Source organism: Granulicella aggregans, from assembly GCF_025685565.1.
GTDB classification, from domain to species: Bacteria; Acidobacteriota; Terriglobia; order Terriglobales; family Acidobacteriaceae; genus Edaphobacter; species Edaphobacter aggregans_B.
Genome location: NZ_JAGSYE010000001.1, coordinates 2,064,156 through 2,089,586, shown reverse-complemented (window position 1 = coordinate 2,089,586; position 25,431 = coordinate 2,064,156). Strand labels below are relative to the sequence as shown.

The 25,431-nt window shown below is 60.0% G+C and carries 27 protein-coding genes and 2 pseudogenes; 20 read left to right on the top strand and 9 right to left on the bottom strand.

Features of this window, described 5'->3' with window-relative positions; genetic code table 11:
* Positions 1–14 precede the first annotated feature (14 nt).
* The 3 genes from glgC to OHL18_RS08275 all read right to left on the bottom strand — a co-directional run bounded on the left by glgC (position 15) and on the right by OHL18_RS08275 (position 2,287).
* Positions 15–1,277, bottom strand: a complete 1,263-nt coding sequence (glgC, locus tag OHL18_RS08285; RefSeq protein ID WP_263374341.1) for a glucose-1-phosphate adenylyltransferase — start codon at positions 1,275–1,277, stop codon at positions 15–17.
* A gap of 268 nt (positions 1,278–1,545) precedes the next feature.
* The gene (locus OHL18_RS08280) at positions 1,546–1,905 is read right to left on the bottom strand and encodes a hypothetical protein (protein ID WP_396274131.1); all 360 of its coding nucleotides are present in this window, start codon (positions 1,903–1,905) and stop codon (positions 1,546–1,548) included.
* Positions 1,906–2,143: 238 nt separating this feature from the next.
* Positions 2,144–2,287 carry a hypothetical protein gene (locus OHL18_RS08275; protein ID WP_263374339.1) on the bottom strand — a complete coding sequence of 48 codons (144 nt, stop codon included), beginning with the start codon at positions 2,285–2,287 and terminating at the stop codon, positions 2,144–2,146.
* A 277-nt stretch (positions 2,288–2,564) separates the two neighbouring features.
* Here OHL18_RS08275 and OHL18_RS08270 point away from each other — a divergent pair, with 277 nt between their 5' ends.
* The 3 genes from OHL18_RS08270 (at position 2,565) to gcvT (ending at position 4,998) form a co-directional block, all read left to right on the top strand.
* On the top strand, positions 2,565–3,092 hold the full coding sequence (locus OHL18_RS08270; protein ID WP_263374338.1) for a hypothetical protein: 528 nt from the start codon (positions 2,565–2,567) through the stop codon (positions 3,090–3,092).
* Positions 3,093–3,207: 115 nt separating this feature from the next.
* Positions 3,208–3,783: a mitochondrial ATPase complex subunit ATP10 gene (locus tag OHL18_RS08265; RefSeq protein ID WP_263374337.1), complete on the top strand. Its 576-nt coding sequence runs from the start codon at positions 3,208–3,210 to the stop codon at positions 3,781–3,783.
* A gap of 60 nt (positions 3,784–3,843) precedes the next feature.
* Positions 3,844–4,998: a glycine cleavage system aminomethyltransferase GcvT gene (gene gcvT / locus OHL18_RS08260; RefSeq protein ID WP_263374336.1), complete on the top strand. Its 1,155-nt coding sequence runs from the start codon at positions 3,844–3,846 to the stop codon at positions 4,996–4,998.
* Positions 4,999–5,117: 119 nt separating this feature from the next.
* Here gcvT and OHL18_RS08255 read toward each other — a convergent pair whose 3' ends face one another.
* On the bottom strand, positions 5,118–5,732 hold the full coding sequence (locus OHL18_RS08255; protein ID WP_263374335.1) for a nitroreductase family protein: 615 nt from the start codon (positions 5,730–5,732) through the stop codon (positions 5,118–5,120).
* Positions 5,733–5,841: 109 nt separating this feature from the next.
* Between OHL18_RS08255 and OHL18_RS08250 the strand changes: the two genes are divergently transcribed.
* Complete coding sequence (locus tag OHL18_RS08250; protein WP_263374334.1) at positions 5,842–6,237, top strand: nuclear transport factor 2 family protein; 396 nt, start codon at positions 5,842–5,844, stop codon at positions 6,235–6,237.
* A gap of 17 nt (positions 6,238–6,254) precedes the next feature.
* Here OHL18_RS08250 and OHL18_RS08245 read toward each other — a convergent pair whose 3' ends face one another.
* Positions 6,255–7,205: a S1/P1 nuclease gene (locus tag OHL18_RS08245; RefSeq protein WP_263374333.1), complete on the bottom strand. Its 951-nt coding sequence runs from the start codon at positions 7,203–7,205 to the stop codon at positions 6,255–6,257.
* A 210-nt stretch (positions 7,206–7,415) separates the two neighbouring features.
* Between OHL18_RS08245 and OHL18_RS08240 the strand changes: the two genes are divergently transcribed.
* The 4 genes and pseudogenes from OHL18_RS08240 (at position 7,416) to OHL18_RS08225 (ending at position 10,054) form a co-directional block, all read left to right on the top strand.
* Positions 7,416–7,868 (top strand): MarR family winged helix-turn-helix transcriptional regulator, encoded by a 453-nt coding sequence (locus tag OHL18_RS08240; RefSeq protein ID WP_263374332.1) that lies wholly within the window; start codon positions 7,416–7,418, stop codon positions 7,866–7,868.
* 38 nt (positions 7,869–7,906) lie between these two features.
* Positions 7,907–8,365 (top strand): annotated as a pseudogene (locus tag OHL18_RS08235) (cysteine hydrolase family protein); the annotation flags it as partial.
* Positions 8,366–8,498: 133 nt separating this feature from the next.
* Positions 8,499–8,828 (top strand): hypothetical protein, encoded by a 330-nt coding sequence (locus OHL18_RS08230; protein WP_263374331.1) that lies wholly within the window; start codon positions 8,499–8,501, stop codon positions 8,826–8,828.
* Positions 8,825–10,054, top strand: a complete 1,230-nt coding sequence (locus OHL18_RS08225; protein ID WP_263374330.1) for an MFS transporter — start codon at positions 8,825–8,827, stop codon at positions 10,052–10,054. The genes OHL18_RS08230 and OHL18_RS08225 overlap by 4 nt, the downstream gene beginning before the upstream one ends.
* A 30-nt stretch (positions 10,055–10,084) precedes the next feature.
* Here the strand turns inward: OHL18_RS08225 and OHL18_RS08220 are convergent, their stop codons facing one another.
* Entirely contained in the window at positions 10,085–10,621 is a 537-nt protein-coding gene (locus OHL18_RS08220; RefSeq protein ID WP_263374329.1) for a TetR/AcrR family transcriptional regulator, read from the bottom strand.
* A gap of 185 nt (positions 10,622–10,806) precedes the next feature.
* On the opposite strand from OHL18_RS08220, the gene OHL18_RS08215 reads away from it, so the two are divergent.
* From OHL18_RS08215 to OHL18_RS08205, 3 genes are all read left to right on the top strand, one after another.
* Entirely contained in the window at positions 10,807–11,181 is a 375-nt protein-coding gene (locus tag OHL18_RS08215) for a tautomerase family protein (protein WP_263374328.1), read from the top strand.
* Between the two features lie 78 nt (positions 11,182–11,259).
* On the top strand, positions 11,260–11,682 hold the full coding sequence (locus OHL18_RS08210; RefSeq protein ID WP_263374327.1) for a putative quinol monooxygenase: 423 nt from the start codon (positions 11,260–11,262) through the stop codon (positions 11,680–11,682).
* Positions 11,683–11,900: 218 nt separating this feature from the next.
* Positions 11,901–13,328: an MATE family efflux transporter gene (locus OHL18_RS08205; protein WP_263374326.1), complete on the top strand. Its 1,428-nt coding sequence runs from the start codon at positions 11,901–11,903 to the stop codon at positions 13,326–13,328.
* A 1,131-nt stretch (positions 13,329–14,459) separates the two neighbouring features.
* Here the strand turns inward: OHL18_RS08205 and OHL18_RS08200 are convergent.
* A complete protein-coding gene (locus tag OHL18_RS08200) occupies positions 14,460–15,515 on the bottom strand; it encodes an alpha/beta hydrolase (protein WP_263374325.1) in 1,056 nt (351 codons plus the stop codon).
* A 118-nt stretch (positions 15,516–15,633) separates the two neighbouring features.
* Here OHL18_RS08200 and gcvH point away from each other — a divergent pair, with 118 nt between their 5' ends.
* The 6 genes and pseudogenes from gcvH to OHL18_RS23270 form a co-directional block, all read left to right on the top strand.
* Positions 15,634–16,023, top strand: coding sequence for a glycine cleavage system protein GcvH (gcvH, locus tag OHL18_RS08195; RefSeq protein WP_263374324.1), 390 nt, complete (start codon positions 15,634–15,636; stop codon positions 16,021–16,023).
* A gap of 2 nt (positions 16,024–16,025) precedes the next feature.
* On the top strand, positions 16,026–16,376 hold the full coding sequence (locus OHL18_RS08190) for a hypothetical protein (RefSeq protein ID WP_263374323.1): 351 nt from the start codon (positions 16,026–16,028) through the stop codon (positions 16,374–16,376).
* Positions 16,377–16,757: 381 nt separating this feature from the next.
* Positions 16,758–18,392, top strand: coding sequence for an inorganic phosphate transporter (locus OHL18_RS08185; RefSeq protein WP_263374322.1), 1,635 nt, complete (start codon positions 16,758–16,760; stop codon positions 18,390–18,392).
* 185 nt (positions 18,393–18,577) lie between these two features.
* Positions 18,578–19,813, top strand: coding sequence for an SMC-Scp complex subunit ScpB (scpB, locus tag OHL18_RS08180; RefSeq protein WP_263374321.1), 1,236 nt, complete (start codon positions 18,578–18,580; stop codon positions 19,811–19,813).
* 95 nt (positions 19,814–19,908) lie between these two features.
* The gene (locus OHL18_RS08175) at positions 19,909–20,121 is read left to right on the top strand and encodes a hypothetical protein (RefSeq protein ID WP_263374320.1); all 213 of its coding nucleotides are present in this window, start codon (positions 19,909–19,911) and stop codon (positions 20,119–20,121) included.
* A 27-nt stretch (positions 20,122–20,148) separates the two neighbouring features.
* Positions 20,149–20,349: pseudogene (locus tag OHL18_RS23270) on the top strand (DUF3592 domain-containing protein); the annotation flags it as partial.
* A 94-nt stretch (positions 20,350–20,443) separates the two neighbouring features.
* On the opposite strand, the gene OHL18_RS08170 reads toward OHL18_RS23270, so the two are convergent.
* Together OHL18_RS08170 and OHL18_RS08165 are read right to left on the bottom strand one after the other, a co-directional pair.
* Positions 20,444–20,779 (bottom strand): DUF2218 domain-containing protein, encoded by a 336-nt coding sequence (locus OHL18_RS08170; protein ID WP_263374319.1) that lies wholly within the window; start codon positions 20,777–20,779, stop codon positions 20,444–20,446.
* A 30-nt stretch (positions 20,780–20,809) separates the two neighbouring features.
* On the bottom strand, positions 20,810–21,322 hold the full coding sequence (locus tag OHL18_RS08165) for a PadR family transcriptional regulator (RefSeq protein ID WP_263374318.1): 513 nt from the start codon (positions 21,320–21,322) through the stop codon (positions 20,810–20,812).
* Positions 21,323–21,580: 258 nt separating this feature from the next.
* On the opposite strand from OHL18_RS08165, the gene OHL18_RS08160 reads away from it, so the two are divergent.
* From OHL18_RS08160 to OHL18_RS08150, 3 genes are all read left to right on the top strand, one after another.
* On the top strand, positions 21,581–22,540 hold the full coding sequence (locus tag OHL18_RS08160) for a pseudouridine synthase (protein WP_263374317.1): 960 nt from the start codon (positions 21,581–21,583) through the stop codon (positions 22,538–22,540).
* 263 nt (positions 22,541–22,803) lie between these two features.
* Entirely contained in the window at positions 22,804–23,280 is a 477-nt protein-coding gene (gene msrA, locus OHL18_RS08155) for a peptide-methionine (S)-S-oxide reductase MsrA (protein WP_263374316.1), read from the top strand.
* Positions 23,281–23,803: 523 nt separating this feature from the next.
* The gene (locus OHL18_RS08150) at positions 23,804–25,363 is read left to right on the top strand and encodes a DEAD/DEAH box helicase (RefSeq protein ID WP_263374315.1); all 1,560 of its coding nucleotides are present in this window, start codon (positions 23,804–23,806) and stop codon (positions 25,361–25,363) included.
* Positions 25,364–25,431 lie beyond the last annotated feature (68 nt).

Genomic DNA, 25,431 nt, shown 5'->3' with positions numbered 1-25,431 from the left:
ACGCCAACGACCTCTTACCAGGTCCCCCCTGGTTGCAGAAAGTCCGGCGACACGGGATTCTCATACACCGAATAGTCCCTAGTCACCACCGTCAGCCCGTTCTGCGAGACGAAGTAGTTCTTCTTGTCCTCGACCGGATCGTATCCAATCACCGTTCCGTCCGGAATATGCACATCGCGGTCGATGATCGCATGCCGAATCCGGCAGTGCCGCCCGATGTTGACGTGAGTAAAGATCACGCTCGAGTCCACATCCGCATAGGAGTTCACACGCACATCCTGCGACAGCACGCTGTTCCGCACCACCGCTCCCGAGACGATCGATCCCGAACAGACGATCGAGTTGATCGCCATGCCCGTTCTGCCCGGCTCACCGAAGACGAACTTCGCCGGCGGATACTGATACGACCGTGTCCGCATCGGCCAGCTCTTGTCGTACAGGTTGAACGTAGGCGAAACCGTCGCTACATCCATGTTCGCCTCGTAGTACGCCTCCAGCGTTCCCACATCACGCCAGTAGAGCGCCTTCTGCTTGTTCTCGTCCACGAAGTTGTAAGCGCACATCTTGTACTTGCCCAGGATGTTCGGCAGGATGTTATGCCCAAAGTCGTGCTTCGAGGTCGGATCTTCAGCGTCCTTGATCAGTTCCGGCAGCAGCACGTCCGTATTGAAGATGTAGATGCCCATCGACGCGTCCACCATCTCCGGCATGAACGGCGACCGCATCTTGGTCTCCGTTGGCTTCTCCTCGAAGCCAGTGACCTCGCCATTACGCGCCACTTCCACCACGCCGAACTGTCTGACTTCCTCTGGACGGATGGGCAGCGTAGCCAGCGTCACAGCCGCGCCAGACTCCCGATGCTGATCAAGCATCAGTCCGTAGTTCATCTTGTAGATATGGTCGCCCGAAAGGATGATCACGTACTTCGGCTGTTCGGCACCGATCGAGTAGATATTCTGATATACCGCGTCCGCTGTGCCCGTGTACCAGTTCTTGCTCACGCGCTGCATCGGCGGCAGGATCTCAATGAACTCACCAAGCTCATTCGCAACCACCGGCCCCCAGCCTTCACGGATATGGCGGTTCAACGAAAGCGCCTTGTACTGCGTAAGGATGTACACCCGGCGAAGGTCGGAGTTGATGCAGTTCGATAGGGTGATGTCGATGATCCGGTACTGGCCCGCAAACGGAACGGCCGGCTTTGCCCGGTCGCGCGTCAGCGGGAACAAACGCTCGCCTGCGCCACCGGCCAGCAGAACTCCTAAGGTATCTCTCATAACTTCGCCAACCTCTCAATCCATAGACTTAGCTGTCCTAGTGTCCGATGCAGGATTTCTTCATCACGTCTAGGAATGCCGGAGTCTACCATATGAGAGTTGCGATTGGACTACGTCCGCGCAAAGGCCCGTGAGCCGACAACAAGGGTCGCACCGTCGCCCACCCCGCGACCGCGCTACCTAACCGATTCAGACGCACCGAGAGATCCAGCGAAATCAAGGACAGTACAGCGACATCGCCTGACCCGAGGATCCGGCTGCAGACGACTTAGTTAGCTGAGTGCTCGCCGGTTGCGCTACCGTCTGAAGAACCCGGCGGCATCAACTGGCTCGGGCCGGCCTCAACCTCATTTTCAGAAAGGCTGATCCGCAAAGACCGGAGGAAGCTCAAGTCGTTCTTCGTGAATGGACCCTCCGCACGCTCATCGGTCGAATCCTCCGCCGTGACCTCTTCTTCCTCTTCCACTTCGTTCAGACCAATGGTCGCCTCAAGCATCAGCAGAACATCGAAACCCTGCTCACGAATGTTCTTGACCACGCCAGCGATGTTCTCCGACTCCGAAACGGACTCGTGGATCGCTTCGCCTAACTTCTGAATGAGCTTTTTGACCTTCTGATTCAATGCCACCTCCGGGCTGCCTGTTGTTCCAATCGAAACCGTCCGAAATAGAACCAACTGAGATCGAACGTCCTGCGATGGAACTCGCGAGTGACCACGCATCGGGTATTCCGCCGGGCAAAGCTAGGCTGGAACGGCATTGCGTGCAAGGCTGACCTGCACTTCACTTCTATGTACGATACGCGGGTCGCCCGCCCGCCGCAATGCCCTATTCGAGGAACATCTCGCACGGCCCCAGGCCAGCCCGTCAAGCGACCGTATGGTAGTCCGCCCACGCCTCTTCAAGTTGATGTGCCAGAAGCTTTACCGGCTTGGGCTGCCTCACGAGGGCAACGACAACTCCCGCGGCAACACCGCAAATCCCACCAATCAAAAAGATAGCCTTCTTCATCTCGTATTCTCCTGACCGGCACATGAGCATCACACCGGCAAGTTACGTGGGATGCCACCTCGCCGCCTCCCGTTGCAGCCGTCGCGCTGACTTGCGAGTGGAGAGCGCCAGCAATCTGACCTGCGCCCTACCGGTTCGGGTGCCCTATCCATCCTCGCGTCTTTTGGGAGGATAAATGGGATGTATGCGGCTGAAATGACCGCCGTTCTGCATCAAGCACGCCATTCGCTCGCTCTCCCTCTGACAAGCTGCCCTCCAAAACCGCTACACTTCTCCCATGGACTCCGTTCGCTTCGGCCGCGCGTTAGGATTCGGTGCCCGCCATGCCGCAAAGGCAATCGCCGGTGCCGTGGACGCCGCGACCGCCCCAAACCCCACGCCCGTCCGAAAGCCAGCGCCGCAGCCGCCTCGCCCAGCGCCACCTGCCTCCTCGACGCAACGGGCGGCGCAACCGGCCAGCGACCCTATCGCAGAAGCCGCCCGTACAGCCGCGCACGTCACCATTCAAGCTCGGGTCAAGGCCCGCGAGACCAGCCGAAACGTCGCCAGGGGCAGCAAGCGCTTCGGAGACTCCGTCTGGAGTCCCATCAAGAAGCTCTCCGGCGTGCTCTGGCTGGAGATCACCGGCTCTTTCTTCGGCCTCTTTGCCCTCTTCGCCGGTCAAGCCGCCTGGACCCACCGCGCCGACTTCCATTCCACCCCGATCAACCACGACGACCACCTCCACTTCCTCGCCTTCGTCGCCATGGCCGCCGTCTTCGGCTACTTCTGCATCAGCAGCTTCGTCCGCGCCTACCGGAAATAGCGGATCGCGTGAGATATCGAAACTTAAGCTCCCGCATTTTGACTCCACTTCAACTTCTCAGCCTCACCCCGGCGACTTGTAAGACAACGTCCGGTCCCTCCACGTCCAAGTGCTCATGTCCGGAAACCCCACCCTCAGGCCTCGGAAGCGCTTCAGTGCCGCAACCGCGACCATCGCTGCCACCGTCACCCTATCGGCGTCGCTCAGCGCAGCCACCGTTCCCCAAGGCGGAGATCGCATCCCCGCGGTCCACGGAACCACATTCGCTGATGTAAAGGTCGACCTGCCGCAGGCGCTACACGGCAAGGTCGGAATCTTTGTCATCGGCTTCAGCCAGGACTCGCGCGACGCCGTCACCACCTGGGGCAAGAAACTCGCAGGCGACTTCTACGACTCTCCCAACGTCGCATACTACGAGATGCCCGTCCTCGCCTCCGTCCCCAAGCTGCTTCGCGGCTTCGTCGAAGGACGCATCAAGGCCTCCGTCTCCGATCGCGGCAAGCCTCACTTCCTGCCCATCACAGACAACGAATCGGCATGGCGCAGCCTCGTCCACTACTCCAATCCCGATGCTCCTTACATCCTCCTCGTCGATGAACGCGGCGACGTCCGCTGGCAGTCTCAAGGCCCACCCACCGACGCCATCTACGCCGCTCTCCGACATCAGGTCGACGAGCTCCGCCCGCACTGAAACGCCGTTCCAAAGTGCTACCCTAAAATCTCCGGCAACTGTCGCCGGCGAAGGATCGACATGGCCACTCTCACCGCTGCTCCCGTTCTCCGCAAGACCGCCCTAAACGCCACCCATCGCTCCTGCAAAGCAAAAATGGTCGACTTCGGCGGCTGGGACATGCCCGTCGAATACTCCGGCCTCACCGCCGAGCACCTCGCCGTCCGCACCGCCGTCGGCCTCTTCGACGTCTCCCACATGGGCGACATCCAGCTCCGCGGCCCCGGCTCCCTCGCCGCCGTCCAGCAGCTCTGCATGAACGACGCCTCGAAGCTCCAGATCGGTCAGGCCCACTACTCCGCCATGCTCTACCCCAACGGCACCTTCGTCGACGACGTGATCGTCCACAAGCTCTCCGACAATGACTACCTCATCGTCATCAACGCCGGCACCCGCGAGAAGGACATCCAGTGGGTCCGCCAGACCATCGGCCACATGCCCTCGGTCCACATCAACGACTTCTCCGACTACTACACCCAGCTAGCTATCCAGGGCCCCCGAGCGGCTGAAACCCTGCAAAAACTCACAAATACAGACCTCTCCACCATCAAGAACTACTGGTTCACCTGGGGCCAGCTCACGCTCAAGTCCGGCAATCTCTACAACGTCATGATCGCCCGCACGGGGTATACCGGCGAAGACGGCTTCGAGATCTACATCCCCTCGGACGAAACCACCAGCGAGCGCGTCTGGAACGAGGTCCTCGAAGCCGGCGCCGAGTTCGGCATCCTCCCCTGCGGCCTGGGCGCACGCAACACCCTCCGCCTCGAAGCCGGCATGGCCCTCTACGGCCACGAGATCTCCGACACGATCAACGTCTTCGAGGCCAACCTCGGCCGCTACGCCAAGCTCGACAAGCCCAGCTTCGTCGGCAAGGACGCCCTCCTCGCCATCCAGGAAGCCCGCGGCCCCGAGCGCAAACTAGTCGGCCTCGAAATCACCGGCCGAGGCTTCGGTCGCGACGGCTACCCCGTAGCCACGCCCTCTGGCGAACGCATCGGCGAGATCACCAGCGGCGGCCCCTCACCCTTCCTCAAGAAGGCCATCGCCATGGCCTTCGTCCCGCTCGACTACACCGCTGTCGACACAGAGCTAGCAGTAGAGATCCGCGGCCAACTAGTCCCCGCCAAGGTAGTACCGCTCCCCTTCTACAAACGCCCGAAGAAAACCACGTAATTTGTTTTGTCATTCCCGAAGGGAATCTGCTCTTGCAGAGTTCCACATCTGGCGCTCTTCATCGCCAGATGTGGGAACCCTGGTACCACCTCCTAGTCCGGCCTGAAGCTGCTAGACCGTTACAACTCCGCCGCAACCTCCCACTCCCGAAACACAAACTCCTCCACCGGCTTGCGCGTCCGTTCCGCCAGCTCCCGAGCCTTCAGCCCCTCCGGCAGCGAGCCCGGCTCTCCCAGATACCCCAGCGCCCAAACCGCCCCAATCTCAAAGTCCTCCGGAATCCCGAAGCTCGCCCGCGCCTTCTCTCTGTCGAATCCTCCCATCCCATGCGTATGCAATCCGAGCGCCGCAGCCTGTAGCGACATATTCGCCGAAGCTGCCCCAGTATCATGCAACGCGTAAACGTTCGCCCCGCCACCATACGGACCAGGCGAAAAAGTCAGCTTTCCTACCGAAAGCACCAGCACCGGAGCACTCTTCGCCCACGACTGGTTGAACTCAACCAGTGAATCGAGGATCTTCGCGAACGTCTCATCCCCCTTGCGACCAATCAGAAACCGCCACGGCTGCTCATTAGTGGAAGAAGCCGCCCATGAAGCGGCTGCAAAGATCTTGGTCAGATCGTCAGCGCTCACAGGCTTATCGCTGAAGGCCCGCGGCGACCACCGGCTCGCAATCAAATCGTGAATTCCAAGTTCCGCCGGCGCGCGCTTAATTTCTTCGAGGTTTTCCATTGTCTCTCCTGCGTAAGGGATGAGTCAGAGCACACGTACGATTCGTCTGAATCGCACTCTGACCCGATAATAAGAATCGAGTTCAACGCAAACGTCACAGGGAGGATAAATGGCCGACACCAACACGATCATCGAGCAGGCCTACACCGCATTCAACCAGCGCGACATCGCCGGTGCCCTGGCACTGATGACCGAAGACGTGAGCTGGCCCAAGGCTTCCGAGGGCGGCAAAATCTTCGGTAAAGAAGAGATCCGCGCCTATTGGACACGGCAATGGGCCGAGTTCGATCCCCACGTCGAACCACTCGCGATGATCGAAGAAGGTGGAGACAGGGTTCGGGTCCAGGTGCATCAACTCGTCAAGAGCCTTCAAGGTGACGTGCTCGCAGCCAGCGAAGTCCTTCACCTCTTCACCATGAAGAGCGGTCTCATCGCCGCCATGAATCTCGGGGACGAAGCCGACCAAACCGCTGGCCCGTCGGTCGCCTTCGCCCATCGATCCTGAATCGTTAGCGCTGCAGTCTACTTGAGCTTTGTATTCAGCAGATTCGCCAGGCGGTAGCCAGCCCTGAGGATCTGTTCATTGGCAACGCGATTTGCCTCCGACCGATAGTGCGCATCCGGGCGTGGAGAAAGCTTCACCGTCGGATCATTGTCCTCGCTGATCGGCGTCGTGTAGACGGCTGATTTGGCGAAGTCGAAGCTGCCCGTGACCCACGATGCAACATCGAGAGACTCCGCTCCCGCAGGCTTGGGATGGCCGAGCAGAACTGTCGCGTTCTCTGAAAGCTGCTGAATAGTAGGCGTATCGCCGAACAATCCATCCCAGTAAGCGTGCAGTTCATCGCTACACGGCTTGGCACAGAAGTAGATGAAGTTACCTCCTGCATCGCCCTGCGGGTGATTCACGGTGAACCGCGACGTCGCATGAAGTGGCTGATGAATGTCCCCCACCAGGTGCTCCAGCCAGACAAGATCGTACGACTTGATGTCGTCAGACTCATCCGTCTCGATCGCAGCCGACAGCTTCTCAATCTCGGTCAACGCATTGGGCGTCTTCGCCGGCTGGCCCGGCGCTCCGGCCGAGTAAGGAGTATCGACGAAGTGCCAGTACTGGTGCATCAGCTTGTCGGCATACCCGATGTTCTGATCGTCAGTTGGATTGCCAGGAGGCGTGTTGCCACCATCGCTCGTGTAACCAGCCGCGCAGCTCGCCTGCTTGATGCAGTCCGCCCAGGTCGCGGCCTTCATGAAAGCAACCAGCGGCTTCCTGCTGTTCTCCACATCTACGGTCCACTGCCCATACATGGGATTCAGCTTGATCAGCGCATCCACACGCGCGCGGGTCGCAGGCGTCAGCTTTTGGTAAGCGATATAGGCGGCAAGCTCGTGCCCGCCGTTGAACCATGCGAAAGCAGGCTGTGCGGCGCACAGAGTTGCAATGACGATCAATGCCAGAATTCGTTGCTTCATCGGGGGAGTCTCCAGAGTCGCGATGTAAATCTCTCGCAAAAAATAGCAGAGCCGAATCGCGCTGAGTATACACGCATTCCATTGCCGGAACAGTAACAATGCGGTGCGAACGTTTCCCGCCGCAAGACAACGAGATAACCGGCCAAAGGAATGCTTCAGTATATACAGACAAACTTTACAGCTAAACTGTATATATGCGATATTGCTCTCGTGAGCCTTCGAAAGTCATCTCCGCAACCCAAACTCGCCTGGACGCTTGCCTCTGAACTCCGTGCGATATTCCGCAAGCTCAAGCAACGCGTGCGCGAGCAGGGTGGCGACAACGATCTGACCCCGTCACAGGCCTCCGTTCTTCTTCGCCTCGAACAAGACGGTGCGGCCACCGTATCCAGTCTGGCGCGGGTTGAAGGCATGCGCCCGCAGTCCATGAGCGCCATCGTGACGCCGCTGCAGACGTCCGGCCTCGTGCGTGGCACGCCCGACCCCAGCGACGGTCGCCAAACCCTGATGTCTCTCACGCCCAAATACCTGAAGTGGGTTGAAGACCGCCGGGCCGCGAGCCAGGACTGGCTCACCACAACCATCTCCCGGAAGCTCTCCATCCAGGAGCAGAAGCAACTTCAGGCCGCGCTCCAGCTGCTCACCAGACTCGTCGAGGACTGAACCGCTCTGTCCGCTCTAACACCGAGGAAACCAGACTCATGCCAGTCACAACACTCGACCCCAACACCGCGTTGATCGTCATTGACCTGCAGAAAGGCATCGCCACTGGCGACTTCCTTCATCCCATCGCCGGGATCATCGACCGGACGCGCGCTCTGCTAAATATCTTCCGCGCAAAGAAGCTTTCCGTAGTGCTGGTCAACGTAGCGGGCCGGGCACCGGGCCGGACGGAGCAGGGTCCGCGCACCAACATGTCATTTCCTGATGGCTGGACCGATCTTCTCCCGGAACTCGATCAACAGCCGAACGACCTCGTCGTCACCAAGCGAAGCTGGGGAGCCTTCGCGACAACAGACCTTGAGAAACAGCTCAGGGCCCGAGGCATCACCCAGGTCGTCGTAACCGGGATCGCAACATCGGTCGGCGTGGAAGCCACCGCCCGGCAGGCCTACGAGCAGGGATTCAATGTAACCCTCGCAACCGACGCAATGACCGACATTCGCTCGGAGGCACACCAATACAGCCTCATAAACGTCTTCCCTCGCCTCGGCGAAACAGGGTTAACGACAGAGATTATCTCGCTGCTCGAAACCCTGTCAGAAACATGTCGAAACAAAGGAGCGCTGCATCATGACCTGGCCCTGGCTTGTCTCCTACTTCTTTGGCGGAATCTTTGCCGCAAACGCCATTCCTCATCTTGTCTCCGGCACGATGGGGCGTGCCTTCCAGACTCCCTTCGCCAAACCTTCCGGCATAGGCCTCTCCTCATCAACGGTCAACGTCATCTGGGGATTCTTCAACGCAGCGGTGGGTTATCTGCTGATAGCCCACGTCGGCATCTTTGATGCGCGCGCAACAAGCCACATCCTCGCGTTCGCTCTCGGAGCGCTGCTCATCAGCCTCTTTGCTGCACGTCACTTCGGACACTTCCACGGCGGCAATGCGCCTTCGCGCCCATGAAGAAAACAGTACCCGGCATCTTTCGATCTCTCAAGAGCTTCAACTTTCGCCTATGGACAGCGGGCAGCCTGATCTCCAACATCGGCACCTGGATCCAGCGCGTCGCCCAGGACTGGCTTGTGCTCACGCAACTCACCCATCACGATGCTTCCGCGCTAGGCATCGTGATGGGCCTCCAGTTTGCGCCGCAGCTCCTCTTCCTGCCATGGACAGGTTCGGCCGCCGACCGCCTCAACCAGCGCAAGCTATTACTACTTACCCAGGCAACCATGGGCGTGCTTGCCCTCGCGCTGGGAGTTCTCACCATCGCGGGAGTCGTCCGCCTCTGGCATGTCTACGTCTTCGCCTTCCTGTCGGGTTCGGCAGCCGCGCTCGACGCTCCGGTGCGACAGACTTTCGTCGCGGAGATGGTCGGGGACGAGGATCTACCCAACGCCGTCGCACTGAACTCGACCTCATTCAACGCGGCCCAGATGATCGGTCCCGCCGTCGCCGGTCTGCTCATCGCAAGGGTCGGCATAGGATGGGCGTTCCTTCTCAACGGCCTCTCCTTCGCAGCCGTTCTGCTGTCGATGGCCTTCTTCCGCCTCTCCGAACTGCGCGCCAGCGCAAGAGCACATCGCAGCGCCTCCGGATTTCGCGAGGGACTTCGCTACGTCTGGGGCAAGCCAGACCTCAGGGCGATCCTTCTCATGCTGTTGCTCATCGGCACCTTTGGCTTCAACTTTCCCATCTTCATCTCCACCATGGCCGTCAACGTCTTTCACTCCGACGCACAAGGCTTCGGGCTGCTCTCCTCCATCATGGCCGTAGGCACTCTCTCAGGAGCTCTCTTCGCTGCTTCTCAGAAACGAGCAAGCCCAGCCTCTCTCCTCGCCGGAGCCGCAGTCTTCGCTCTGGGATGCACCTTCGGCGCATTCTCTCCTGGATACTGGACCTTCGCCGCAGCTCTCGCGCTCAGCGGCGCAGCTGTATTGATCTTCGCCAATGGCACCAACAGCATCATGCAGCTTGCGACAGAACGCTCCATGCGAGGAAGAGTCATGGCCTTGAGACTCGGAATGGGACTTGGCGGAATGACCATTGGCGCTCCCATCCTCGGCTGGGTCGCCAACCACTTCGGCCCGCGCTGGACACTCGGTATTGCGGCGCTTGCAGGATGCATCGCGGCTCTCGTAGGAGCCTACGTTCTGCTCCGTCGAAAAGAGCCACTAGCTATCCAGTAGCGATTTACATGAGAGCAGCTTTCAGATCGATCACTCCGGTAGAAGCCCAGCCGCCCGATAGCTGTTGATCACGGCGTCATAAACAGTGATATCTGCCCGACTCCGCGCCAACAGTTGAGCGCCGGCCACCGCCGCAAAGATAGCCCGCGCGCGCGACTCAACCTTCTTGCCGCTCACCACCTTCGCCGCCGACAGGACCTTACTCAGCCAAGCAACGTTGACGTCGGTAAAGGCCTGGACCTCTTTCCGCACCGTCTCTGGCAGGTCGTCGTATTCGGCTGCCATAAAGCCGCTCAGGCACATGCGGTTCTCGTTCTCCAGCGCCCAGCGAAACGTCTCCGGATACCGCCGCAAAGCAGCGATCGGATCATGCGATTTGGCGAGGAGATCTTCCAAGACCGCCGCGAAGTCCTGCCAATAGCGCTTCGCCACCGCCTCAGCGAGGCTCGCCTTGCTCGGAAAGTGGTGGTAGATGCTCGCGGCCCGGATCCCCACATCCTCCGCCAGATCGCGAAAGTTGAGTCCGTTATATCCATGCGCCTGCGCCACCAATCTGGCGGCGGTCAAAATCTTCTCCCGGGAATCCGTACTCACTCTGTCGCCTCTTTGCGGCCCGCAAGATGAGCGGGAAGCTCTTGCAAATTTTATTCCGAATTGGTGAATCTACCAAGTGGCAGGTAGCGTCTACTCACTAACCGACCAAGTGGCCGGTAGGTTTTCAGAAACAAAAGCCTCACCCCAAGGAGTCTCATATGCCATTCGCACGCATCGATCTCGCTCAAGGAAAAACCCCCGAGTACCGCGCTACCGTCGCCGACGTCGTCTATGAAGGAATCGTAGGCGTCCTCAAGGCACCCGATGGCGACCGCTTTATGGTCATCGGCGAGCACAAGCCAGACAACTTCGTCTACGACCCCAACTTCCTCGACATCAAGCGCACACCCGACCTCATCATCATCCAGGTCACCAGCACCGTCGGAAACACCAAGGAGCAGAAGGTCGCCTTCTTCCGTCAGATCGCCGACGAACTCAACCGCCGCCTCAACGTCCGCCGCGAAGACGTCTTCATCAGCCTCGTCTTCGTCGACCGCGAAGACTGGTCCTTCGGCAACGGCGAACCCTGGTAATTGACTCGCCGCATAGACCGGAGCGAGCGCCAGCCGACTGCTTTACAGACCACTCAACCGACCAACGGAGATACCAACATGAGCAGCGCAATCCAGACATCCGGCCCCAATCCCATCAACCCCGCAGTCGAAGCCCACCCCGGTTGGGTGGTAAGCGGTCAGGACAACACCCCGGGACGTAAAGCCTATTCCATCAACCTCGAAGCCAAGCCCGGCCAGGGCGATAAGGTAGAACAGTTCCTGCGCGATATCCTTGCCGGTGTCGAGCAGGAACCCGGCACCGGCCCGTGGTTCGGCACTCGCTACTCCGAGACGACCTTTGGAATCTTCGAGGCCTTCCCCGACGCCGCCGCGCGCAACGCGCACAACGTCGGCCCGGGTGGCCAGAACTTCCTCCGCTCTGCGGAACTCGACGAGATGCTTGCCTATCCCGCACACGTCTATCGTCTGGATGTCCTATTCGGAAAATTCAACGTCCTGTTCGGCAAGCCGATCAGCTAAGAATTCATTCCATGCCACTCCTCTCACACCGTCATTCTGACCCTCGAGCGAAGCGAAGGGGAAGAATCCCGGCATTTTGTGTAAGAGCCACGAAAGCTTGCGCGCCCAGCACAAGCTAGATGCGGGGATTCTTTGGCTGGCCTTCAGAATGACGGCATCGCAGTATGTCGACGCAACCTAAGCCCTTGTGATCTTCGTCCCGCGCCGTCCGGGGTACTATGTCTCCAACTTACATGGACACCTCTATCAGCCCTCAGCCCCAGCCCACCCTCTGGCAGTCCATCAAAGAGGCTCTGCGCGGCAGCCATCAGGACTACACTACCGGCAGCCTCAACCGGTCCATCCTCCTGCTCGCCATCCCCATGGTGCTCGAGATGGTCCTCGAGTCGCTCTTCGCCGTCGTCGACGTCTTCTGGGTCAGCCGCCTCGGCGCGAACGCCATCGCCACCGTCGGCCTCACCGAGTCGGTCCTCAGCATCGTCTTCTCCGTCGGCATCGGTCTCGGCATGTCCACCACGGCCATGGTCGCCCGCCGCATCGGCGAAAAGGATACCGACGGCGCAGCCATCTCTGCTGTTCAAGCAATCTTTCTTGGCCTCATCGCTTCGGTCGTGATGGGGCTGCCGTTCTTCTTCCTAGCGCCGAAGCTCCTCGCCGCCATGGGAGCCTCGCCAGCGCTCGTCGCCACGGGCAGCGGATACACCCGCATCGCGCTCGGCGGCTCCGGCGTTGTGCTGCTGCTCTTCTTGAACAACGCCATCTTTCGCGGCACCGGCGACGCCGCCATCGCCATGCGGCTCCTCTGGGTCTCGAACATCCTCAACCTGATCCTCGACCCGATCTTCATCTTCGGCCTCGGGCCTATTCCACGGATGGGCGTAACAGGGGCGGCGCTGGCCACCTTCACCGGCCGAGGCATCGGCGTCCTCTACCAGTTCTATCGACTCGCCCGAGGCACCGAGCGCCTCTGCATCCTCGCCTGCCATCTGCGCCTGAACGCCGAAGTCCTCTGGCGTCTCATCAAGGTCTCCGCCCTGGGCATCCTTCAATTCCTCATCGGCCAGGCCAGTTGGATCGGCCTCGTCCGCATCGTCAGCCTCTTCGGAGCGCCTGCGCTCGCTGCCTACACCATCGCCATCCGCATCGTGATCTTCGCCATCCTGCCGTCATGGGGATTGAGCAACGCGGCCGCCACCCTGGTCGGCCAGAACCTCGGCGCAGGCCACCCCGACCGCGCCCGCAACGCCATCTGGCGAACCGGCCTTTGGAACATGGTCTTCCTCGGCTCCGTCGGCCTGGTGTTCATTGCCTTCGCGCCGTTCATCCTCGGCCTCTTCACGTCCTACCCCGAAGTCCTCCGCACCGGCATCCCCTGCCTGCGCATCTTCAGTTGCGGCAACATCGCCTACGCCTACGGCATGGTCTTGTTGCAAGCCTTCAACGGCTCCGGCGACACCCTCACCCCCACCTACGTCAACCTCTTCGGCTTCTGGATCGTAGAGATTCCCCTCGCCTGGTTCCTCGCCATGCACACGCGGCTACAGGTCAACGGAGTCTACGCCTCCGTAGTTGTAGCGCAGTCTGTGATCGTGCTGATCTCTCTCTATCTCTTCGGCCAAGGCAAATGGGCAAAGCAGAAGATTTAGACCGCCACGTCGTTGCCCACATACCGCCGTTGATCAAGCAGGGGGCAGCACTTCCACAAAAGCCCCTGCTTCAGCAACAACCAAGGCTCTCCGTAGAGCTTTGACTACTTTGGCGCGCTTTGCGTCTTCGAGCAAGTACATCGGAAGACGTTCAAACCACCTCTCGAATTCCCAGTGGTCACCTCCACTGGTTAGAATTCTGCTGCTGGGATGGGTCTTTTGCTCGTAGTAGAAGAGACAGTCCCTTATCTGCGCGATGGAAACGAATCGAAATGTGAAGGAAGCTACGGCAACCTTCAACATGTTTCGTGGAATAAGGTTTCGGTCTTCAGGACGCACTATCGGACTATGTCCCCAGTACTCAAAAGGAACTCCGCTACCCGTATACCCCTCTACCCAAATCCGCGCCATCTCAGATTCACTCTCAATTCTTGATCTACGATGTCGGCTCCCGGCCGGGGGCCCCATATCAGGCATGCCTTACCGCCAGATGTGGGCCAAGCCGCCACAACAGCACACTGGCATGCCCACTTTGTTTGTCATTCCCGAAGGGAATCTGCTTTCCTCTTGCCGCCAGAACCAACAGACTTTCGGGAGGAAGGAACGTCCGGTATCACCGCGATAATAAGTCTCTTGAATCATCAATGTTTGCTCACCTACCGGTCGCGAGATACAACACGCGGATGGTAGATGCATCGGACTTGCGCAGGTTGGGAAGCGCCTTTGCTAAACCGCTGCGTTGGGCACACTAAGAAATCCGCGAAGAGTTGGTTATGGGCGAAAACGTCCGGTTCTTTCCCGCCTGAAGCAAGCAGATCAATGACCTTCTGCCAGGATGGTGAAAAATCTTCCGTATCAGGTGTTCGCAACTGGTCAGGCTTAAAAGTGTGATGAGTCCCAATATGCCAAATGCGTACCATTCCATTCATTGTGCCGTAGGTGGCTCGGCCATGAATCACACGGCAGGGCTCGACTGTTTTCGGAGCGAGAATGGCAGCGATGATCAGAGTGGCGAACATGCCAGCTATGCTATCGCACTAGAAGCTGCGGCTTCCCTCAAAGGCAACGTCTTCCAAAACCACTCTTTCCAGCCGCAGACCCAACTCTGCTCCGATGTCTCCGCATCTGACGCTACCTCCCAAGCTCCTTCTCAAAAAACCTAGCCATAATCTCATCCGCCTCCTTCGACTCCGGCAGCTTCGGATCATTCCAGAACGCATGCGTCAGCGCCTCGAACTCCACCAGCCGAGCATCCACTCCCGCCCGCAGATAAGCCCGGTGCAACGTCGTAGTCCCACTCTGCAAGAGGTCCCGCCCACTCGTCACAAACAGCGTCGGTGGAAACCCGCTCAAGTCCCCATAGATCGGTGACAGCACCGTGTCCTTTAAATCCGTAGTCCCCACATACTCCGCATCATGCGGCGTAGCCGATGGCGCATCGAGATGTCCCGACAGCCCATTCAGTGCAAACAGCGACCATGAATCCCCCAGCCGACTGAAGTCTCCCATCCCCGAAAAGATCCCGGTAGCCGCAGGCATCGGCAGCTTCATCTGCTTCAACTTTGCCGTCACCTCCGCGGTAAGAATCGCCCCCGCCGACGTCCCATAGATCGCAATATGATTCGGCTTGTACGTCTTCAGCAACTCCTTATAGACCGCGACAGCATCGTCCAGCCCCGCTGGAAACGGATGCTCCGGAGCCAGCCGGTAAAGAACCGCGACGACCTTGATCCCCGTCAGGTTCGCAATCGGAATCGTCTCTGTCAGCGACCCCGAATCCGAGTTGAAGCCTCCGCCATGCAGGTTGATCAGCACCTTGTCGCGCTTACCCTCGGCCACCGTCAACGGGGTCACAATCCGCACCGGAACGCCCGCAATCGTCGACTCCTGCACCTTCGCCGGATACATCTGCTTCGAAACTTCACCCGCGCCGTTCTGCCACTTGTCTGTCCCCGTCCGCCTCTGCTCCAGCGTCGACGGCACCACCGCATCCGACACCACCCGCGCCAGGCTCTTCTGCGCCTCCGGGCTGATCGTCGTCGGCACCGGCACCACCCGCGTCACGTAAGCCGTCCCATCCGGCCCGATCTTGCTGCTGTCTTTTATCTGCGACAGATCCTCCGCCTGCTGCGCCATCGCCACGCCAACACTCAACATCGCAGCCACCACCACAAACCCAACGCGCATCGTTCCCCCTGAAGAATCGCGCCAACCATACCATGCGCTCGTCATCGATGCACAGGGCCGGTATACCGCTATACTGGGTCTCGCAGACTCACATCAACAAGACCCGGAGAAGAAGATTATGGCGTATCCCGAAACCTACAAGTACACCAAGGAACACGAGTGGCTTGCCATCGACGGCACCACCGGCACGATCGGCATCACCGACTACGCCCAGAACTCCCTCGGCGACATCGTCTTCGTCGAACTCCCCAAGGTCGGCGACGTCCTTGAGTCCGGCGCGACCTTTGGCTCCATCGAGTCCGTAAAGTCCGTCTCAGACCTCTTCGCCCCCGTCTCCGGCACCGTCACCGAGATCAACGAGACCCTCACCTCCGCGCCCGAGACCATCAACTCCGACGCCAACAACACCTGGATCATGAAGCTCACCCTCTCCGACCCCGCGCAGGCGGATGCCCTGCTCGACGCCGCCGCCTACGAGGCCTTCACCAGCGAAGAGACCGGCCACTAATCATGGCGGATCTTAGTTCTCTAGTCGGTCTCGAACTCACCTCCGTCGAGTTCATCCAGGACCACCTCATCCTCCACTTCGGCGAACCCGCCAGCGGACCATCGCTGACCTTCTTCACCTGGCCCGATGTCTTCCGCGAGGAAGGCTCCTACGCCTTCGGCGAACCCGAGTACCGCAACGTCCTCTGCGGCGTCCTCACCGAAGACGTAACGAACGCCACCCTTGAAGAAGGCGAAGCCATCGAGATCGAGTTCGAAAGCGGCATCATCCTGCGCGCCTCGCTCCGCGAAGAAGATGTAGAAGTTCCCGTAGCCGGTCAGTTCTCCTTCGCCGAAGAGTTCTGGGAGTTCTAACACCAGCAGTTCAGTGCCAGAGAGGCCGCTTGGATGAGTGAAACGCCATAGCTCAAGTTTGCCGTTTTTTCGCAGATTCTAACCGGTGTATCCGATGCCCAAAGCTCGCGATCCGGAGGGAATGGAGGAATTTTAGAGAAAAAATCAGGGTTGGTCGATGGATAGGTCCGATGTCACCCCCCAAAATGTTCCGCGTGGAACATTTTGGGGGGTGACATTTCCATTGCAATATTTCCGTAAAACTTGCTTCACTTCCGGACAATCCCGCAATCCCTCTTAAGTAACATGCGCCACTCTTCACACTCCCGTAACACTCCATTCGCAAAACCCTCCTAGTGTCTTAGTCACCGCACATCTCAGCGACTGACAAGGCACATACCTATGGCAACTCCCGCACACAGCTTCCCTACGCCGGTCGAACCGACACAAACCGGCTCGCTTCTGGACGCCAAGCTCAAAAAATCCTCGCCTGGCAAGGTCGGCGGAATCGTCTTTGCCATCATGCTCGTCACCGGTCTGATCTACATATGGACCAAGCTCTCCGCCGACCTTTCCATCGTCCACAGCGCCTCGGTCTTCCCCTTTATCTTGTTGGGACTTGCCCTCTTCATCGCGCTCGGATTTGAGTTCGTCAACGGCTTCCACGACACCGCGAACGCCGTCGCAACCTGCATCTACACCCACTCGCTCGAGCCCCATGTCGCCGTCGTCTACTCCGGCATCATGAACTTCATCGGCGTGCTCACCAGCTCCGGCGCGGTCGCCTTCTCCATCATCACGCTGCTGCCCGTCGAGCTCATCCTCAAGGTCTCCAAGGGCGCAGGCTTCTCGATGGTCTTCGCGCTGTTGGTCGCCGCCATCCTCTGGAACCTCGCCACCTGGTGGCGCGGTCTCCCAGCCTCCAGCTCGCACACGATGATCGGTTCCATCATCGGCGTCGGTATCGCCAACCAGATGATGCAGGGCAACTCCGGCACCTCTGGCGTCGAGTGGGAGCAGGTCACCAAGGTCTTCAAGGCGCTGCTCATCTCGCCCGTCGTCGGCTTCGTCTTCGCTGCCCTGGTCTTCTTCCTCTTCAAGCTCCTTGCCCGCGATCCTCGCCTCTACAAGGCACCGGAAGGCACTGCGCCGCCACCGTTCTACATCCGCTGCCTGCTCATCCTCACCTGCGGCGGCGTGTCGTACGCTCATGGCTCGAACGATGGTCAGAAGGGCATGGGCCTTATCATGCTCATCCTCGTCGGAACCGTCCCCACCGCGTACGCTCTAAACCACACCGTCACCGCCGCGCAGGTTCAGACCTTCGCAGCCGTCTCCAGCCAGATGACCGGAGCCATCGGTGCCTACGCTGACCCCAATGCCGTCGTACAGGACTCTGGCCCCGAGCTCGAAAAGTTCGTCAGTAAGAAGCAGTTTGAGCCCGCCGTCCTTCCCGCCCTCGTCAACATGGTCACCGACATCAAGAACGAGGCGACCCTCTACGGTTCGCTCGGCAAAGTCCCCGCCGAGATGCAGGCCAACGTCCGCAACCAGATGTACCTCACCAGCGAGACCCTCCGCATCCTCGGCAAAGCCGACGGCGCTCCGAAGTTCAACGACAACGACAAGAAGATCATCGCCAACTACAAGAAGTTCCTCGACACCTCCACCCGCTTCATTCCCACCTGGGTTAAGGTCGCCGTCGCTCTCGCTCTCGGCCTCGGAACCATGGTCGGCTGGAAGCGCATCGTCGTCACCGTCGGTGAAAAGATCGGCAAGACCCACCTGACCTACGCTCAAGGCGCGTCGGCCGAGCTGGTCGCTATGGCGACCATCCTCGCCGCTGACACCTACGGCCTGCCCGTCTCCACCACCCACGTTCTCTCTTCGGGCATCGCCGGAACCATGGCGGCCAACAAGAGCGGCCTCCAGATGTCCACCCTCCGCGACATCGCCCTCGCCTGGGTCTTCACCCTGCCCGTAGCGGCGCTGCTCTCCGGCTGCCTCTTCTGGCTCTTCAACACCGTCGCCAAGTAACCCTGCTGAACCTGATTCCACAGAAGGCCCGCCCCGGCGGGCCTTCCCTTTTGCCCCCAAAGCTCATCCCGCCGGGTGCCACCTATCTCGATTTTGAGATGTGGGCATCGAGCGAAGCGAGACCGCCCTCCTTCACCCTAAAAACACCCTCTGCCGCCAGGGTTGGTATGCTTACACCTGACACCATGAGCCTTAAAGCAAAGATCGAAGCCGTCATCTACGCGTCTGAAGAACCGGTAACCCTGGCCCAGCTCACCGGCCTGCTCGGGCAGGAGGCCCAGGCCGAACTCGACCACCTCGACTCCGCCCAGCAGTCGCTCGCGCTCGATGGCGAGCCTGTTCCCCCGCCAGAGCTTGAGCCCGCCGCCGAGGCCATGGCTCCGTCGCTGCCCGAGGCTGACATCGAAGGCGCGACCGGCGCACAGGATGCAGAGGAATCGACCGAACTTCCCGTTCCTCATCTGGCCGACCACGAACCCTCCGAACCGGCTCCGACGAAGACCGTCCCGTCCCAGGAACCCGAGCCAACCGAAGATTCCCCCATCCCCGAACATCCTGAGCCGGAAACAGCACCGCAGTCAGAGGCCACGCCGCAGCCGGAAGCCTCGAAGTCCGCACGCGACGCCAAGCAGGACGAGAAGGCCCGTGAGCGCCGTCTCCGCGACTACTTCCGCTCCATCGTCGACGAGCTCATCGCCGACTACGCCACCAGTGCCCGCGGCCTCGAGATCCGCGAGGTCGCCGGCGGCTACCGCCTCGCCACCAAGCCCGAGTACCACGACGCCGTCCGCGGCTTTGTAAAGTCCCTCAAACCACCGCTCAAGCTCTCGCTCCAGGCGCTCGAAACCCTCGCCGTCGTCGCCTACAAGCAGCCCGTCACCGCGCCCGAGATCTCGGAGATCCGCGGCGTCGACTCCGGCGGCGTCCTCGGTTCCTTGATGGCCCGCAAGCTCATCACCACCGCAGGCCGCAAGCAGGTCATCGGCCGGCCCATCCTCTACAAGACCACTCGCGACTTCCTCCTCCGCTTCGGCCTCAAAGACGTCTCCGAGCTTCCCAGCATCGAAGAGTTTGAGAAGATGGCCGGCGAGCTCGCCGATGTCGAGCCGGTCCAGGAGGAGATTCCCATGTCATCCGAAACAGCCGAGTCACCCGCAGAACTAGAAGAAGAGAAAGACTCCGTCGAGCCTCAATCCGACGGCGACAGCATCCCACTCGATGGCTCCGACGAGTCCTCCGCAGGCGTCCCCGCCGAGACAGAAGCCGACGAGGTCATAGTAGACGGTCGCATCTCCGGCCTACCACCCCAATACGACCAGGCCCCTGGCGAAGAAGCCCCCTTCGACTCCCCCGCCATGGACGCCGAGCTCCAGCAGGAACAAGCCGAAGAAGAAGCCGCCGAATCGAAAGAATCCCGATAAGCCGCCAGGGCTGGAGCTTTTGCCACTAGGTAGGCCAAGGCTTCAGCCTTGGCAAAAAGGGCCAATCGAATAAGTGGGGCTTTAGGCGCTGGGGTATGCTTTCGGTTGATACAGGCATGGCAAACATAGACGCGCTCTCAACTGTTCAGATTGTCATCATGAACGTTGCCGCGATCCTGCTGATCTTGGCGGCTTTCCTCGCGCGCTCAACGCGACGCTTCGTGAGGTCGGCAGTCTCCGCCAGAGGAACGATCATAGAAAACACCCTCTCGACGGACAGTGATGGTGACCCCATCTACAAGCCTTGATTTACGTTCGCTCTTCCAGATGGCCAGGAGGTCTGCGTTCAATCGAACTTCGGCACAAACCCACCATCCCTTCGCAAAGGGCAATCCGTCACTGTCCTCTATGACCCGTCGATTCCAGAACACGCGAAGATAAATACTTTCATGCAACTCTGGGGCGGCACGCTGGTCTGCGGAGGGATCGCCGTGGTGTTCCTTGTCGTCGGATGCTTCTTACCCAACGCATCCTAGAAGGCCAAGTCGACGGCGACTTGCAGCCTAAGTTGGGTGCCTCCTATCTCGATTCTGAGATGTGGGCATCGAGCGAAGCGAGACCGCCTTCGCTCTACCCCTTCGAAAGTGACAGATCGGCAACCACCGCCCCCCACACAAACTCCAACTCCTCCTTGAACGCAAACCGCTTGATGTGCTCTTCCACTACCTGCTGCATGCGAGCCTGATCGCCGTCCTCCGGCATCAGCAGCCGCACGGTCAGCCCAGCAGCATCCGCGAACAGAAGGCACTTACCCGCCGCCAGGTCGATCTTCCCGTGAGTGTCGTCATACTTGACCGGAAACTTGTGCGCCCAGTGCTGGCATAGCTTCCGCAGATAGCTGCTGCCGTTCCCCGTCGCCACGCGTGCCTCAGAGCTCTTCGTCAACGTCGAAATATCAGTAATCATCCTCTTCTTCCTTTCATCTGTTGAACTGCATCAGCCACGTTCAATGGCCACAGTTGCCGCGTCCAGAGCGGCCACAATCTTCTGAATCTGTTCCTCGGTCATCGGGCCACTTCTGTGCCGCAGCCGAAGCGCCATCTTCAGGTTCTCGACCGCCCGAATAAGCTGCGGCGGCTTGCCCATGCCATCCGGGAACCCGTTGCCGCGCATCCGACCCATCGCCGCCTGAGCGAACGCCTGGTTGGCCGCGAGAAACTCCTTGCCCTGCTCCGTAATCGTGTACGACTTCTTGCCGCCGATCTCCTCGACCGTCGCGTTTCCCTGCTCTTCCAGCAGCGTCAGCGTCGGGTACACAACCCCAGGGCTGGGCGAGTAGCTCCCGCCAAACTGCTCTTCAATCGCCTTGATGATCTCGTACCCATGCCGCGGCTTCTCGGCAATCAAGGCCAGGATCACAAAGCGGAGCTCGCCATGATCGAACGGCCGGCCAAATCCTCGTCCGCCGCCCCAGCGCATACCGCGCCCCCGGTGTTCTCCTTCGTCCATGGAATCTGGCCCGCCGTGCCTGAATCCCCTTCCGTGTCTTCCAAATCCAAAATGTCCAAACATAAGTAAATCTCCTTCTAGATACACTTTCGATATATCTGAATAATAGATATATCGAAACACACTCGGATGCAAGTCAAAATTCGATATATCGAAAGAAATCTCGCGAAACGCCCGAAGATCAACCCCCGCCCGCTACACTGGAGAGAGCACTACCCGACAGCGATGAGCTTCTCCGCAGTCAGAAAGCTGGAAATCATGCCGAAGTCTCCCAACACCTCCACCCCAAAAATCAAGCCCGAAGACCCCGCCGTCCCCAAGGGCGACCGCCTGCAGAAGATCCTTGCCCAGGCTGGCATAGCCAGCCGCCGCAAGGCCGAGGAGATCATCCTCGAAGGCCGCGTCCAGGTAAACGGCACCACCGTCACCGAGCTTGGCACCCGCGCCGACGCCACCCGCGACCACATCCGCGTCGACGGCAAACTCCTCAAAGGCCCAGAAGAGCAGCGTTATTACATGCTCAACAAGCCGCGCGGCTACGTCACCACGCTCACCGACCCGCAGAAGCGGCCCACGGTAATGGACCTCATGTCCGCGCCGAAGTCCGGGCCACATGGCGACAACGTTCGCCTCTACCCTGTCGGTCGCCTCGATTATCTTTCGGAAGGCCTGTTGCTGATGACGAACGACGGCGAACTGGCCAACTCGCTCTCAAAGGCCGCCGCCGGCGTCGAAAAAACCTACCTGGTCAAGGTTTCAGGGGTTCCGCCGGACTCCGCCATCGACCAGATCCGTCGCGGCATCATGATCGACCGCGGCCGGCTCGATGAAGTACGCGCAGGCCGCCGCGACCGGATCATCACCGCTCCCGCGCAGATCGAACTCGTACGCGGCGGCGACAACCCCTGGTATCAGCTCACGCTCACAGAAGGCCGCAATCGGCAGTTGCGCAAGATGTTCGAGGAGATCGGCCATCACGTTGAGAAGATCCGCCGCATCGGTTACGGAGCACTTCGCCTCGACATACCGCCGGGTGAGTTTCGCGAACTGAAGCCGGGCGAAGTGATGGCGCTCTCCCGCGCTGCCAGCGGCAAAAAGGTCGTCCCCAAGCAGAAGCTCCCGGAGTTCGCGCAGCTCAAGGCCCCGGTCAAGAAGCGTTCTGCTCCACCCCGCCGCACCTTCGCGTCCAACTCCAAACCATCCCGCCGCCCGAGCTAGAGATGCTCCAGGCCGGGCATTTGCCTACCCGCAACACTTCTCTCGCAGAGCCGCACCCACCGATGGCGGCCGCTGATTTTTGGCGGACGCATCTTTCGTGCTGCCTCTCAACCCTTCGGACTTGACGAGTGTCCTCTTCGAGGAGGAATCTACTCCAGCTTTTCACAGAAGATTTCACGCTTCGCCGGATGACAAAGTAGCGTCGCCGGCATCCAATCAGAGTCAGGCAACAAAGCCTTTCCATAGAGAACAGGAGCAGCACCGTGGCAATTGAAAAGGCAGTGTTTGGAGCAGGTTGTTTTTGGGGTGTAGAAGCCCGTTTTAGCGAAATGTCTGGAGTTCTGGATACCGCTGTTGGCTACGAGGGTGGGGAGCTCGAACACCCGACCTACAAGGAAGTCTGTACCGACCGAACCGGCCACGCGGAGGTGGTCGAAGTAACCTTTGATCCATCCCGGCTCAGCTACGAGACGTTGCTGGACACGTTCTTCTCCCTACACGATCCCACCCAGATCAACCGTCAGGGACCGGACTGGGGATCGCAGTACCGCAGCGCCATCTTCACCAACAGTGAAGAGCAGTACCGGCAGGCGTGTTCCAAGATCGCCGACCTGAACGCATCCGGAGCCTATCGCCAACGCATCGCGACCCAGGTGCAGCCTTCGACGACCTTCTGGAAGGCCGAGGAGTACCACCAGCGGTATCTGGAGAAGCGCGGCATGGTCAGTTGCCACATATAAATGCAAGTCGGCTCCCGAATGTCCTTGCGGACATTCCCGGCGGGACCGATTTCGCCGGAAATGCCGGCAAGGACGCGCCACCTGGTCTTATTTTGTGACGTTTCGCAACCTCCCCAAAGCAGGCCTGGACCGGTCCCTGATGACGACAAACGGGAATCTGTGCTATTCTTTGGTTGCGCTGGTTAAAAACGGCGCGGGCATCGCAGGCAAAGACTCCGAATGGATTTGGATTCTGGCCAGAGACTGCGAACCGCCCTACCCACCGCAGACCTTCTATAAGAGCCTGAACGCTCAGAAGCCGCGCTGGTTGCTCTGGCTGGAGGCCTCGTCATCGGACGAGTCTCGCCGTGCAGCAGCAGCGCTTCACCTTCCCGGTATAGCAATGCTGACAAAGTAGATCCATGACTGCATACCTGGGCCCTACGGCCTGATTTGTTTGGTACGCCGCTTGAAAGAGCTACGACTCATGTCGTGTGCCCCGAGTGGTACGACCAACTCGAACGACCTAACGATAAGGATTATCTTGACTACTGCAACTCTCGAACCACAGATGGAAGCATCCGCTGTTCCCGCAAACAACCTCCAGAACAACTCCACGAACAATGCAGCTGCTCCCGAGACTGTGCTCTCTCCCAACGGCCTGCCGCTGGTCGCGGATGTTCACTTCACCGACTTCAAAATCTCCGACTCCTTAAAGAGCCGCCTCACCGCTGCTGGCTTCACCCTGCCGACACCGGTGCAAGCCAAGGCGATTCCGCCGGCGCTTGAAGGTGCCGACATTCTCGCCACCGCTTCCACCGGCACCGGCAAGACGCTCAGCTTTCTGATCCCGATGATCGAGCGCATGGACGCCACCTCGGTTCCGAGCACGCGCGGTAAGCGCGGCCCGATCCGTTCCCTGATCCTGCTGCCGACGCGTGAGCTCGCCATGCAGGTGCTTGAGGCCTACAACAAGCTCGTCCCGAACTCGAAGGGCGATGCGGTCCTGGTCTGCGGTGGTCTCTCCGAGAACACGCAGCTCGATCAGCTTGATCGCGGTCCCCGTCTCGTCGTCGCGACGCCTGGCCGTCTTGAGGACTTCCTCCGCCGCCGCTCGGTGAACCTGAGCAGCGTCGAGATGTTCGTCCTCGACGAAGTCGATCGCATGTTGGACATGGGCTTCCTTCCCGCCATTCGCCGCATCGTTGGCGCGATCCCGAAGACCCGCCAGACGATGTGCTACTCGGCCACGCTGGACGCGAACATCCGGGAGATCGTTCGCGACTACGTTAACAAGCCGGTTCGCATCGAGATTGGTACGACCTCCAAGCCTTCCGATCGTGTTGAACTTCGCGTCTACACCGTGATGCAGGACCAGAAGCTCGGCCTGCTCGACCAGATGCTGCGCCAGGAAGAGGGTACGTTCCTCGTCTTCTCGCGCACCAAGCATGGCGCCGACCGTATCTCGAAGAAGCTCGAAAAGCTTGGCCATGATGCAGACGTGATCCACGGCGACCGCTCGCAGTCGCAGCGCACCGCTGCTCTGAAGGGCTTCGCAAACGGTAAGCACCGCGTTCTCGTCGCCACCGACGTTGCCGCTCGCGGCATCGATGTCAATGACATCGCCCACGTCGTGAACTACGACCTGCCCAACGCTTCGGACGACTTCGTCCACCGCATCGGCCGCACCGGCCGCGCTGGCAAGAAGGGCGTTGCAACCACCTTCGTCATGCCGCAGGAGAAGTCCGACGCCCGCAAGCTGGAGCGCGAGCTGAAGATCAAGTTCGAGTGGCGCGAGGCCGACAAGAACCTCGAGAAGGAAGAGCGCAACAAGCCTGTCGATCTCACCTCGCGTGGCCCGGCCGACCTGATGCAGATGGAGACTCGTTCCTGGAAGGGCAACGAGCCTGTCACCCCGATGTCGACACCGACCAATAGCTACGGCAACTCGAACGGCGGTCGCAGCCGGTCAGGTAGCGGCGGTGGTGGATTCGCCGGCGGACGCAACTCCGGCGGACGCGGTCCCGGCGGCAACTTCGGCCGCTCGTCTAGCGGACGTCCGGGTGGCAGCAGCCGCTCGGGCCCGGCTCGTCGCGGGCAGTAAAATCCCGGCTAGAGCCGATCACAATAGAAACCGCTTCGTCCTTATTGGGGCGACGCGGTTTTTCCTTT